A 13,386-nucleotide genomic window follows, 5' to 3' on the forward strand; every position below is an offset into this window, starting at 1 on the left:
CAAGAAAACCAAAACCACACTAGGCAAACTCAAGTTTATGACGAATCGTCACTAATGGTTATTAATAAACCCACACGAGTGGGCTTAATGGAAGATTATCGACCTACTGACTCTAGGTAAGCGACTTCTTCACTGAACAGTTCTTGTTCTACACGGCGCCAGGTTTTGCGGTAATCCCAATCGCTAGAAAGGGGCTGCCAATTTAGGCCGTCTAGTAGCATGTTCGCGTTATGTAATACTGAATACGGGTCTTGTAACCGCTTGATACAATGACTGTTTGATGCGTTCTGAGACAAGGCATTTGAACCAAATGCGATTGACCAGTTAGCAAACACGATGGCATCTGAACCCACACCAGAAGAGAACTTAAGGTCACCGGCTTCTACTGCTCGGTTTACCATTGAATCGGCTTGTTCAATCACCAACTCTTCCAGTTCATTCATCTCGGTTACACGTGCACTAGACGCTTTCTCTAGTACCCACGGGCTTTTCGCCATGATCGCACAGGTTGATAGTACCGGTTCCATGCGAGCATAGATTCGGTAAGCAACGTGCAGTGCGACAATCTTTTCACGTGTGTTGCCTTCAAACTCTCCAGAACGAGCAAACATCAATGCCTCGGTCTTTAAAGAGTGAATACACAAGGCTAAAACCACGTCTTCTTTGCTGCAAAAGTGATTGTATATCGTACCTTTAGAATAAGAACTTGCTGCCGTTAGCCTATCCATCGTGAGGTTTCCGAACCCTTGTTCTCGAACCAGATCTTTTGCTAACAACATCAATTCTACTTCTCGGTCTGCTATAGACTGCTGCTTTTTAGACAACACGCCTTTGCAACCAAAGATACCTTGTTTATCGCCTTTACAACCAAAGCCAAACATAATTTCTCAGTCCGTATTTGAGCTTAGCTATCATCTAAGCTTCGCCAGTATTTAAAACGCTCCTATCCAATATATTAACACGAATAGTAAATTCATGTAGTTAACCATTTTGTGACGCTTCGTCATTTTTGACTTATCGTCATAATAGCGCAAATATTGATCATATCAAGGTGTTTCATAAAATTAAATTCACCTTATGAATAGATGAGAAACCATCAATAATCACATCGCGTTACTCACCAGCCTGCCGTCAATAACTGGCATAGCATCAGTAACCAACATAAGATCAATAACCGACACAGCATCAGTAACCAACGCAGCATCATTAACCAACGCAACATCACTAACCAACACAGGAAGAAGCGCCTTAGTTTGGCGAAACCAATACAAACCCATTACGCTGTCTTCATCTAAATAGAGCATGATGGTTTAGGACAGTCAGCTATTCGAGCCGAATGGAGGGGTACGTAAACCACGAGAATGAGTGAGTTCAGGTTCACTTTTTGGTGCAGACCTCTCCTTATGGTTAATATTTGGCTTACTAATGCCGTTTTCTACTAAGTTGCTATAAATTAGGTAAGGGGTGACTTACAATAGTGACAACGACTTACCTTTTTTGAGAACACGATATTGAGCGCCAAATATTCTTATTTAGCTTGGCAAGTGAATACTTCTAGCCCAGCAGAAAAGCTTGTTTTATTGATGCTTGCAGACGGTGCTGACGAATTCGGCTACACCAATGTGTGCTTACAAACAGCAGGTCAACTTTGTGCTCTCTCTACGTTTGGTTTAGCCGACTGCCTTAAGTGTTTAGTCGACCAAGGTTTTCTCGATAAGATAAAAGTAGATTATCGAGATCAAAAAGAGATTCACGTTTTCAAAATGCTCATTGAGCAAGAGCAAGCTACGGCGCACGTTGAGGTTCAACCGACCAACAGTATTCCTGTCTACTCTACGGCACCTGCACCTGCACCTGCACCTGCACCTGCACCTGCACCTGCACCTAAGTTTCAGCCTGCTCCGGCACCGATGCAACACATGCAGCATGCCCCTCGCCCACAAGGCCGAGGCTCAATGAACAGCAACACCGTATCTACTCATGATCTCAACGAAGAAGAGATACCATCATGGGCAGAACGTGCGTTTAAATTCTCCGGTTTGACCGGTGACCATAGTTTAGTATGGAAGAAATTTGTCCTCTGGTATAAAGCCAAAGCCAATGAATTAATGCCACTATCTCGGATTGAATCCAAGCTGCAGTACTGGCTAGTTAACGAGAAGCAAAATGAAAGACAACAACAGCAGAAGACCTCTCAATATTCAGGAAATGCAGGACAAGCTCAAGGAAATGGGTATAGACAAAAGCTTAGCCCATCTGAACGCTTCAGGCAGCAGCTCATTCAAAAAGGCAAAAAGCCAACCTTCTGAGCCAGCTTCACCTGTTGTTCCTGACTCTACAGGCTCTGTAGTACCTGAGGTTATTGAAGCACAGAGCACTGAAGTAGCGACACCCAATGCTGCTAGCACGGGTTCGTCTCAACAAGTGCCTGTTGTTGACCAAGATCCCGCAGAGTTGGAGCTGACCGATTGGTGTATCCATGTTTTCGGTTCTTTCTTGAGCGTGTACGAAACTCAGTGGGAATACCAATACGGTAGTGAGCCAAGCGGAAAGTTTCTTGAGTTTGCACACTCTGTAGACTCAGATGGCCTTAATCGCGTGCTAATGCATTGTCATGAGCGTATTCAACTAGGCAACAGTTGGCCGCCGCAAATGGGTGAGCTTTGGATTCTAAAGGATTCATTAACAGAAGAAGAGCTGCTTGATAGCCGCATTCGCGTGTTGTCACGCACAGCTGTTAACAACATTGAAAAGTGGCTTATCCAAAACAAGCTGTACGACTTGAAACGCACCGCTGAAAACAAGCTTGATGGCCTGTTTAAGAAGTACTATTTGGAAGCAAAACGTTTAGATGAGAAAGGCATGCTAGAAACTGAATTACCGCAGTTCCTTCTTGCTGCTAACTCCGTAAAGAACCTGAACGATTTAAAACGTGAAGAGTACGAAAGCCAACACGGCAAAGCGATTAACCCAAGAATTCAGAAAATTCTAAACAGTAAAAAGTAGCCTTCTGGTCTACGGTCTACGGTCTACGGTCAAAAAATACCGTCAAGATTACCCGGTCAATAGATACAAAAATGCCAGCTATCAAGCTGGCATTTTTTATGAGTTTTATTAACCCATCAAACAATTATCCGACCGCTATTTACGATCGCCTTACTGATTAATTACAGTAGGTGGATAGTTGCGTTTAGAGAGAAAACGCCTGAGTCGTCATCTTTCATGTTGAAGTTTTGGTAGCTAGCGCCTACAGATAGTGGGCCAAATATGAAGTATTCTGCGCCTACACCGTACATGATATCAACTTCGTCTTGCTTGAAGCCGTTCGCTTTAAGCTCGTAAGAGTGAAGACCACCCTTCGCGTATACGTGAAGAGGACCAAAGTCGATGCTTGGTTTGATTGCTAGGTAAGTTGTGCTTGCGTCTAGTTTAGTCAGTGTTTGGTTGCCGTATTTAACACTGTCGAAAGAACCTAGATCCCAGTAACCCGCTTCAACACCAATAAATGGAAGGATGCCCGTACCCACGTGGATACCCATCGCTGTCTCTTCTTGATTACCTAATGAGTTTTGACCACCCATTGCGCCGCCGTACAACCAAGAATCAGCCATCGCTGTTGAAGATGCACCTAGCAGTGCTAGAGCCAATAACGTTTTTTTCATATTCGACCTTTTTCGTCCTGTTGGCAGGCCTTGCGTGGTAATGAATTGCCACCAAGTCGCCCTGTATGTAATAACTATTCAATTAGTAATGCAATAAGCAAGATTTATACCCAAACCTTGCCACTGCGTCTAGCTTTATTCGTTTAGCAAGCATCAATCGCGTTTTTAACACGCTTATCTGATACTGGGTAAGGTGTACCGAGTTGCTGTGCGAAGAAGCTTACACGAAGCTCTTCTATCATCCAACGCACCTCTTTTACATTTTCTGGAACCGCGATCCCTTTTGGAATTTTATTCAGCAGCTCTTTGTAATCATTCATTACAGAGTCCACTTTGATCATATGAAGGCGATCTTTATTCGGGTCAATCGGCAGTTTTTCCATTCGGCGCTCTATCGCTTTCATATAGCGTAGAATATCCGGCAAGCGTTTCCAGCCGCATTCTGTGGCAAACCCCTTAAAAATCAAACCTTCTATTTGAGCTTTAATGTCTGAAAGCGCAAATGCCATTGAAAGATCCACACGCCCTTTCAACTTCTTACTGATGGCGAATGCCGTGGTTAAGATAGTTTCAACCTGTTGAGCAATCTCAACAACTGTGTCATCCAACTCTGCACGTACATGTTCTTTTAGAGCTTCAAACTGCTCTGGCTCCCAAACTATGCCGCCCTTCTGCTCAATCAGCTTATCAATACCACAAGCGATACAGTCATCGATAAGATCGAGCACCTGTCCGTATGGGTTGAAGTACAAACCGAGCTTAGATTTGTTCGGTAAATTCGAGTGCAAGTATTTGATCGGCGATGGTACGTTCAACAGAATTAAACGACGCTGACCCGATTTCATTGCAGTGATCTGCTCTTGTTCTGTTTCAAACAATTTGATCTCTACGCTGTCTTTGGTGTCCACCAGTGCTGGGAAGGCTTTAACATCATAGCCACCACGTTTCTGCTGGTAGACTTTTGGTAACTCACCAAAGCTCCACGTATGCAGGTTTTGCTGCTCGATGTCATCGTCTGCCACTTTAGAAAGTGTTTCTTGAACCTTGTCTTTCAGGCTCTCTTTCAACTCATGCAGGTCTTTCTGCTCTTTCAGTTTGCGCTTGCGATGATCCACAGCACGGAATGTTACCTTTAAGTGCTCTGGAATCTGGTCTAACTTCCAGTCATCACGTACCACTTCCACACCGGTCATACGGCGCAGCTCTTTCTCAAGGGAATCCAATAGTGGAGCTTCAAGCGGCGTAACACGAGCCAAGAACGCATCAGCGTAGTTTGGCGCAGGCACAAAGTTACGGCGTAGCGTTTTTGGTAACGACTTAATTAGGCTAATCACCAGTTCCTGACGTAGTCCTGGGATCTGCCAATCAAAACCGTTCTGGTCGATTTGGTTCAAGATAGGCAGCGGAATGTGTACCGTTACACCATCGTTGTCATCGCCCGGCTCAAATTGGTAGCTCAGCTTCAGCTTGATACCATTTTGATGCCAGAAGTTCGGGTAATCCAAATCAGTAACGTGGCTAGCATCGCCTCGGAACAGCATCGACTTTTCAAAGTTAAGCAGTTCCGGTGTTTTCTGGCTGGTCTTCTTCCACCATGTGTCGAAGTGACGTCCTGAAACTGCCTCTTCACCCACACGCTGGTCATAGAAATCGAACAGTTCATCATCGTCGATCAAGATGTCACGACGACGCGATTTATGTTCTAGCTCTTCCACTTCTTGTAGAAGCTTACGGTTTTGTTTGAAGAAGGCATGTTTAGTTTCCCACTCACCTTCAACAAGTGCGCTACGTACAAACAACTCACGGCTGACGGTTGCGTCAATCGCACCGTAGTTTACTAAGCGTTTTGGAATGATTGGGATTCCGTAAAGCATCACTTTTTCGTGAGCCATTACCGCCGCTTGTTTCTTCGACCAATGTGGTTCGCTGTAGCTACGCTTAATCAAGTGTTTCGCTAATGGCTCAATCCATTCAGGCTGAATTTTGGCGATAACACGGCCCCAAAGTTTTGAGGTCTCCACAAGCTCAGCAGACATGATCCACTTAGGCTGTTTCTTAAATAAGCCAGACGCAGGGAAGATATGGAAGCGTGCGTTACGAGCACCTTGATATTCATTCTTCTCTTGGTCTTTCATACCGATGTGTGAAAGCAAACCTGATAGCAGAGACATGTGAATGCCATCGTAGCTACCCGGCTCTGTATTCAGCTTGGTATCCAATTCACGCATCGCTTGGTGAATTTGGAAGTACACATCTTGCCATTCACGGATACGTAAATAGTTTAAATAATCTTGCTTACACTGTTTGCGGAACTGGTTACTCGACAGCGCTTTTTGTTGCTGCTTAACGTAATCCCAAAGGTTCACAAACGTGATGAAATCCGACTCTTTATCGAAGAAGCGCTTGTGCTTATCGTCAGATGATTGTTGCTTGTCTGATGGACGCTCACGCGGATCTTGAATCGACAATGCAGAAGCAATCACCATCACTTCGTGCAGGCATCGATTACTTGGCGCTTCAATCACCATACGAGCTAAACGTGGATCAATCGGCAGCTTAGCGAGCTTGCGACCAATCGCGGTTAGCTTCTTCTTGTCGTCGCCATGGTTCTTGTTTTTGTTCGCAGACGGTTCGACTGTTGCGATCGCACCCAACTCTTCAAGTAGCCTTACACCATCTTGAATGTTGCGCTTATCTGGCGCTTCAACAAATGGGAATGCTTGAATGTCGCCTAGGCCCAGCGCTGTCATCTGAAGGATAACGGATGCTAGGTTAGTACGAAGAATCTCAGGGTCAGTAAACTCTGGGCGTGATTCAAAATCTTCCTCAGAGTACAGGCGAATACAGATACCTTCAGCAACACGACCACAACGACCTTTACGCTGGTTAGCACTCGCTTGAGACACTGGCTCAATCGGTAGGCGCTGTACTTTAGTGCGATAGCTGTAACGGCTGATACGCGCCGTACCCGGGTCGATGACATACTTAATACCCGGAACCGTTAACGAGGTTTCTGCCACGTTGGTCGCCAGAACAATGCGTCGACCAGTATGAGACTGGAAGATACGGTTCTGTTCACCCGCCGATAGACGTGCGTAAAGCGGAACAATTTCGGTGTCACGCAAGTTACGTTTACTTAAAGAGTCGGCAGTATCACGAATCTCACGCTCACCATTCATGAAGATCAAGATATCGCCCTGGCCTTCATCACACAGCTCATCAACGGCTTCAAAAATGCCTTCAATTTGATCGCGGTCTGAATCACTGTCATCACCACCTAGTGGGCGGTAACGCGTATCAACTGGGTAAGTACGGCCTGACACTTCGATGATCGGTGCGTTGTTAAAGTGCTTCGAAAAACGCTCAGGATCGATAGTCGCCGACGTGATAATCACTTTCAAGTCTGGGCGCTTTGGTAGAAGCTCTCTCAAGTAACCCATGATGAAGTCGATGTTCAGGCTACGTTCGTGCGCTTCATCGATAATGATGGTGTCGTACTGGCTTAAGAAACGGTCGTGTTGAATTTCCGCCAGTAGAATACCGTCGGTCATCAATTTAATTTGGGTGTTTTCAGAAATTTGGTCGTTGAATCGAACCTTGTAACCAACGAATTCACCCAACTGCGTTTCCATCTCTTCCGCAATACGGTTTGCAACCGAACGCGCCGCAAGGCGACGAGGCTGAGTATGACCAATTAGGCCAAAACGACCTCGGCCAAGCTCAGAACAGATCTTGGGTAACTGAGTAGTTTTACCCGACCCCGTTTCACCCGCCACGATAACTACTTGGTTTTCAGCAATGGCTTTCGCAATATCATCGCGCTTTTGGCTTACTGGGAGAATCTCTGGGTATTCGATGGTTGGTTTCTGCGCAGCACGCTGAGTTGCCGTCATCATTGACTTGGCAATATCTAACGCAATCTCATCGAAGACAGCGTGCTTAGATTGTTCGTTCTTGATTTTACTCGCGCCAGTAATTCGCTTACTCAAACGGAAGCGATCACGCATCATACATTCGTGGAGCGCTTTACGAAGAGATACTGGGCTATTTTGAGATGATTTTGTCTTTGTCGCTGACTGTTCAGCTTTCTTGGCATTTGCTTGTTCAGCATTTAATTGTTTAGCAGGTCGGTTCGATGCAGGCTTATTTGATTTCGCTTCGTTCTGTGGAGAACTTGGCTGTGCTGCATTCTTGTTGTTATCTGCTTTTTCCGGAGACGAAGTCAAAGCGTGTCCTATTCTTGTACTTATTAAACTCGCGCGATTATATCACAAGTCTCAAACAAAAAAGCCTGACAACAAAGGGAAAACCTTTTGCTATCAGGCTGATTAGTCACTCTCACGTTAGTAAAAGCGATGGAAGCGTGACGAACGCAAACCGAATGTTTCAAAAATCACAGTTAAAAACTAAACGCTAAAAACGCCTGTTATAAACTGCCTGCTAAAAAACGCGCTTAAAACTCGTACTGTAGATAAACCGTGTTGTAGTTACTGCCGCCTTTGATTCGACCAAACTGAGAGGCGTTTTCAAAAATAGCAGAACGGTGATGCAACGAATAGCCGAACCATAAGTTGTTCAGGTCATTCTTACCCACCAAATCGCCTACGTTTACATCGACCGAAAAGTCGAGATAATTAAGCAAGTGGCTCCCGTTATAACCCTTCTCTTTCATCTCTTTCGCTTCGATGTAAGTCAGCGAATCGATGTAAGACATACCTTCTGCCACACCAACACGCCATTGTGTCGGCCAGTCGAAAGTGTAATACGCTTTGATAGCGACAATGTATTCAGTGCTGCTTGACTGAACCTCTGAATTCCAGTGATGCGCGATACCTGGCGTTAAGTAGATGTCCAATGGGAAACCGAAGATCTCATCGGTTAACGGGTGGCCATAGAAGAAGGAGGTCAACTGGTTGTTGTATTCGTCTTTCTCCCTGTTGAATTTCATGATGTCGCCAATATTCGATGGCGTCGCCCAGCCGTGTGCAACACGTAAATACGGCGCATTGCTCAGCTTAGGTTTTGGCGCTTTGGTTTTATCATTGAAAAAGCCAAAACCAAGGTAAAGTTCGCCTTGATAACGGTCTTCAACAATCGACGAATCGTAAGCGTTGTCATCCAGTCGAGTCACACTGGTTGAACCTAATAAGTATAAGTTCGAAACCACATGGTAACGCGCTTCTACACCGACATTCAGGTCCACACCTGCGCCGATGGTTTCATTGGCTGCTGAGTAATACTCGCTGTTGAAGTCAGCACTTTTATAACGCAGTGTCGCACGCGGAGTGAGCTCCCAGTCTCCGGTTTCATACTTGGCTTTCGCTCGTAAGTTACCGTGGAAGTTGTATTCACTGTCACTCATAAACTCTGTCTCAAGAGTCCATTGTTCATCCAGTTGATACGTTAACTGGGCACCGAAGTCCGCTGTATCGCCTTCAATAGCGTTCTGTTCAGAAGCTGGAATGTCAATAAAGCGCAGGCGAGATATAGCATTCAGAGACCATTTCTCGTCGTCGGGTTGGTAAAGGTAAGCCCCCATCTCAGTCCCATCAATGAACACATAATCGTTCTTGAAAAATAGCATTGGAACAAAAGAGCTAACCGTTTGGTCACCACCTGACGTGTCGTAAGGAATACTTGCCGTACGAAACATCGCGGCAATCCCCCACTCTTGCTCTTCAGCAGCCCACGCATTAGCACTTAGAAAAATGCTACTTAGGAAAACCGCGCCCGACGAAGCGAGAGTCGGTAAATATTTGAGCTTCATTCTTATGTAATTACTCTTTGTAATAAATTTTGTGTTACTGAATAGACATTTATTAGCGATAACGGCTAACTAAATTTAGGTTTGAGCGGCATTGACCGTTACAATGTAGAATATTCTCGGTTAAATGAAAGCATTGTGAAAGTCTCCGAATTACAAAACATTATAGATCACTTACCCAAAGATTCCGATCCGGATATTGTTATTGGTGAGGCATGGTTGCCCGAGCGTTTGGTGAATACCAACCTAGACGGCGACATGCTATTTCTTGAGTTCGATAATGCCCCTGAAGACAATCAAGGGGATGAAGAAGGCCGTGGTTTTGTTGAACACGAAATTACTATGATTCGTGAAAAACTGGAGCAAGTGTTAGACGACACATCCGATACCAAGACCAAAGCCGATGCCCTATTGGCAATATTTCTAATGGGTCATGAACTTTCTAGCTCGGAAGTTATCGAACTCCTTGAAGCAGATGGTTCTGAAACACCTGAGTCTGAAATGATCGCGCCTGACATAACAGAGCCTGAAACGAACAAGCTCGAAACAAAACAACGCCACGACGACTAGCCACCAACGATTTTAGGTACCGTATTGAAACCCTCTACGACATCATCTCTTCCCCTGTTACTCGCCGGACCCATTTTAAGAAAAACGACTGCAACTGAAGTCGTACTTTGGTTAGCCACCAGCTCGCCTCTGACAGGCAGAGCCGAACTTCATACTCAAGAAATAGACGATTCTGAAGCAGCACAAGACCAACCGTTTTATACCTCATCGCTTGAAGATCATGATTCGATTCAAATCGGTACACATGCGTGGGTAACGCTCATCCGCTTACAAGGTGAGTTCCCGACGAATACACCTCTAGAGTATGACGTTCACACAGAGTCAGGCTCATTAAAAGAGCTTGCCCCTCACCTTGTTTACAACGGTAAATCTCGCGTTGAGTTTAAGATATCGACCTCGGCTGATTACATTCTTCATGGCTCTTGCCGTAATCCACATCATCCAAGCGAAGACAGCCTAGTCGCAGCCGATAACAAGATGGCCGATCAAACCGTCGCTGAAAGACCCGATATGCTGATGATGAGCGGCGATCAGATCTACGCTGACCATGTGGCAGGCCCAACACTTGATGCTATTCAGCAAGTGATTCAATTGCTTGGCCTAGTGGGAGAGAGCTTACCGACTGACTCGCAAGTTAACCGAATCAACAGCAGTGACGCCTTGTTTGAGAGCGAATATCACTTATATCAACGTGATAAGTACTTGCCACACCACACCACTTCAGAATCCATGCTCGATAAGTTCTTCCCGAATCGTGGCGTACCGATTTTTAGCTCTACCGATTGTGAAAACCACTTGGTCACGCTGTCTGAGTTTATCGCGATGTACCTGTTAGTTTGGTCGCCGACACTGTGGCAGTGTGTCAATCGAGAGCGCTTAATTGAGAATAACTTCACTCAAGGTGGACGCCAATTAACACCGACTGAGCAGCAACAGTGGCGTGATGAAAGCGTCATCATGGATGATTTCATTGCTGGCTTACCGCAAGTACAACGTCTGTTCGCACATATCCCTACGTACATGATCTTTGATGATCACGATGTGACCGATGATTGGAACCTTACCGTGGGTTGGGAACATGCCGTAGACCAAAACCAGTTCGCAACTCAAGTCATTGGTAACGGCCTTGCGGCCTACTGGATGTGTCAGGGCTGGGGTAATAAACCGGAGAGCTTCGACGAGACATTCATCGAGCAAGCAAAACAGCTTTTTATCGATCAACCGCGCGTTACTAAACAAACGCATAACGCTAAACAAACGCATGACGTTGAACAAACGGACAACCTTAAACAAACGAACAGTGAAACCGGCGATGCCGCGACTACTCACTCTGTTAGCGACATCGAGCCAAACAAGCATCGAGCCTTCATTGAGATGCTGAGTCGCTTTGAGGAGTGGCATTACACAATAGATACTTCACCCAAAGTCATTGTGTTGGATACCCGAACCCGTCGCTGGCGTTCGGAATCTCGTATGAATAAACCTTCAGGTTTGATGGACTGGGAGGCCTTGATTGAATTTCAACATCAATTGATGCATCAAGATAAAGTCGTGATCGTTTCAGCTGCACCGATGTTTGGCGTGAAGTTTATTGAAACATTGCAAAAGATGGCGACTACAATTGGTAAGCCATTGGTGATTGACGCTGAAAACTGGATGGCACATCCGGGCAGTGCCAATACGCTGATCAGTATCTTTACCCATACCAAAACACCGACCAATTTCGTGGTGCTTTCGGGCGATGTTCACTACTCCTTTGCTTACGATATCAAGCTTAGATACCGCCGAAATAGCCCGAACATTTATCAAATCACCTGTAGTGGCATTAAAAATCAATTCCCAGCGCCGCTGCTTAAATTCTGTGATGTGTGGGACCGCCTGTTATACAGCCCTCGCTCAGTTTTGAACTATTTCACCAAGCGAAAGCGCTTAAAGATCGAGAAGCGGAGCCCAGACAATCAAACCTTCTATCGCCTTTCAAACCGAAGTGCGATTGGTGAATTAAGGCTAGATGAGGATGGTAAACCACAGTCGATCACAACACTTAGTGGTGACGGTAAAACCACCCGCTTTCCTGAACCTTACTAGGGCGTGTTGACCTTTCGAGCTAATTTTTGCAGCGAGTTGCTGGGTATTTATACAAGGCAGAGGCTTCGATGTGTAGCTAGCCTACTTGAGAAGCCGATAACGTAGTAGAAATGACCAGCAAACGCTGCCCGAAGGGTTCGGCTAAAAGCGTTTTACTCTTTGTTGAGGGAGATTTGCTTAGAATGACTAGGCTACTTCCCCCTCGCCGCGATTAAAACGCTTTTATCTCGAACAAAGTTTAACCGCGAAAGGTCAACACGCCCTAAACAAGTGTTCCTTATTGCTGACCTCTTCGTAATGTCAGTTTTAAGTAAAGACGCTTGCGATCACACTCCGTAGGCCCAATAGTAATAATATTCACCATAACTGGAATGCTCTTATGTTTAACTCACTTACCTCGTTATTTAAACAATTAGTTGACGGCTCTGATTTAGGCAAAACGCCCACTGCCTCACCTAACTTAGCCATCGCCAGCTTGTTATGCGAAGTCGCTGGTGCAGACCACGCGATCAACGAATCAGAGCAACAAGCCAAACTGCACTTACTTCAGCGTTTACTGAACATAACCGAAGAAGAATCAAAAGCTTTATTAACACAAGCTGAGCCTCAAGTTGAACAATCTGTTTCTCTGTACGATTTCACTTCTCAACTGCGAGAGCTTTCGCAGCCGGTTCGCATAGAATTAATCAAAGCTATGTGGGAAGTCGCGCATGCGGATGGAGAGATTGACCCACTTGAAGATTCAGTGATCCGTAAAACCGCAGAACTGCTCTACGTTGACCACAGTGACTTTATCAAAACTAAGCTGAACGTCATCGGTAAAAGCTAACCAAAGGCTCGATACTCACGTTTAGTGACTGGATCAACGTAAACGGTCGCCATGCATGATGCCTTTGAGCTCTAACGGCGTGCCCGTCTTAGTGACATAAAGGCCGCGCTGATTTGATACCAACACACTGCGCTTGCCTTGTGTTTGTTGAATGTATAAGTGCTTGATATTGAATGTCTGCTTATCTTGGGCCTGATCTTGATCCAATTGATAAAAGTAGTAATGATTCCCCCAGCGCAAGAACACGCCAAACATCTGCTTAGTTTGAGCGATATTCCCATCGATATCGTAACCAATGTACTGCATTTTGACTCGACCATTTTCCAATCGAAGTGATATTTTTTCCCAGCCTACCATCGGGTATTCTGCGGAAAATTTATAAGTACTTTTGGTTGCGAGCCCAGAAATTAAGCCTACATTTAGAATCACAAAAAACGTGAGTAAGATAGGCATCCAAAACTTACGATTCATAT

General features: G+C 45.2%; 11 protein-coding genes. 5 read left to right on the plus strand and 6 right to left on the minus strand.

Annotated features, from left to right (window positions below; translation table 11 throughout):
• Positions 1–95 precede the first annotated feature (95 nt).
• Positions 96–881: a TetR/AcrR family transcriptional regulator gene (locus MED222_RS11250; protein ID WP_009847004.1), complete on the minus strand. Its 786-nt coding sequence runs from the start codon at positions 879–881 to the stop codon at positions 96–98.
• A gap of 222 nt (positions 882–1,103) precedes the next feature.
• Complete coding sequence (locus tag MED222_RS22320; protein ID WP_157044854.1) at positions 1,104–1,304, minus strand: hypothetical protein; 201 nt, start codon at positions 1,302–1,304, stop codon at positions 1,104–1,106.
• A gap of 207 nt (positions 1,305–1,511) precedes the next feature.
• On the opposite strand from MED222_RS22320, the gene MED222_RS11245 reads away from it, so the two are divergent.
• Both MED222_RS11245 and MED222_RS11240 read left to right on the plus strand, forming a co-directional pair.
• Positions 1,512–2,309, plus strand: a complete 798-nt coding sequence (locus tag MED222_RS11245) for a hypothetical protein (protein ID WP_009847006.1) — start codon at positions 1,512–1,514, stop codon at positions 2,307–2,309.
• On the plus strand, positions 2,230–3,006 hold the full coding sequence (locus MED222_RS11240) for a hypothetical protein (protein ID WP_009847007.1): 777 nt from the start codon (positions 2,230–2,232) through the stop codon (positions 3,004–3,006). Before MED222_RS11245 ends, MED222_RS11240 begins: the two co-directional genes overlap by 80 nt.
• 161 nt (positions 3,007–3,167) lie before the next feature.
• Here MED222_RS11240 and MED222_RS11235 read toward each other — a convergent pair whose 3' ends face one another.
• The 3 genes from MED222_RS11235 to MED222_RS11225 form a co-directional block, all read right to left on the minus strand.
• Positions 3,168–3,662: an outer membrane beta-barrel protein gene (locus MED222_RS11235; RefSeq protein ID WP_009847008.1), complete on the minus strand. Its 495-nt coding sequence runs from the start codon at positions 3,660–3,662 to the stop codon at positions 3,168–3,170.
• 143 nt (positions 3,663–3,805) lie between these two features.
• Positions 3,806–7,888, minus strand: a complete 4,083-nt coding sequence (gene hrpA, locus MED222_RS11230; protein ID WP_032555217.1) for an ATP-dependent RNA helicase HrpA — start codon at positions 7,886–7,888, stop codon at positions 3,806–3,808.
• Positions 7,889–8,115: 227 nt separating this feature from the next.
• Complete coding sequence (locus MED222_RS11225) at positions 8,116–9,429, minus strand: MipA/OmpV family protein (RefSeq protein ID WP_009847010.1); 1,314 nt, start codon at positions 9,427–9,429, stop codon at positions 8,116–8,118.
• Positions 9,430–9,510: 81 nt separating this feature from the next.
• Between MED222_RS11225 and MED222_RS11220 the strand changes: the two genes are divergently transcribed.
• From MED222_RS11220 to MED222_RS11210, 3 genes are all read left to right on the plus strand, one after another.
• Positions 9,511–9,996, plus strand: a complete 486-nt coding sequence (locus MED222_RS11220; RefSeq protein ID WP_083784073.1) for a hypothetical protein — start codon at positions 9,511–9,513, stop codon at positions 9,994–9,996.
• 24 nt (positions 9,997–10,020) lie between these two features.
• The gene (locus MED222_RS11215) at positions 10,021–12,084 is read left to right on the plus strand and encodes a peptide-methionine (S)-S-oxide reductase (RefSeq protein ID WP_009847012.1); all 2,064 of its coding nucleotides are present in this window, start codon (positions 10,021–10,023) and stop codon (positions 12,082–12,084) included.
• A gap of 379 nt (positions 12,085–12,463) precedes the next feature.
• Positions 12,464–12,913: a TerB family tellurite resistance protein gene (locus MED222_RS11210; protein ID WP_009847013.1), complete on the plus strand. Its 450-nt coding sequence runs from the start codon at positions 12,464–12,466 to the stop codon at positions 12,911–12,913.
• Positions 12,914–12,946: 33 nt separating this feature from the next.
• Here the strand turns inward: MED222_RS11210 and MED222_RS11205 are convergent, their stop codons facing one another.
• Complete coding sequence (locus MED222_RS11205; RefSeq protein WP_009847014.1) at positions 12,947–13,384, minus strand: hypothetical protein; 438 nt, start codon at positions 13,382–13,384, stop codon at positions 12,947–12,949.
• Between the last annotated feature and the right edge of the window lie 2 nt (positions 13,385–13,386).

Source organism: Vibrio sp. MED222, assembly GCF_000153005.1.
Classification (GTDB): Bacteria; Pseudomonadota; Gammaproteobacteria; order Enterobacterales; family Vibrionaceae; genus Vibrio; species Vibrio tasmaniensis_A.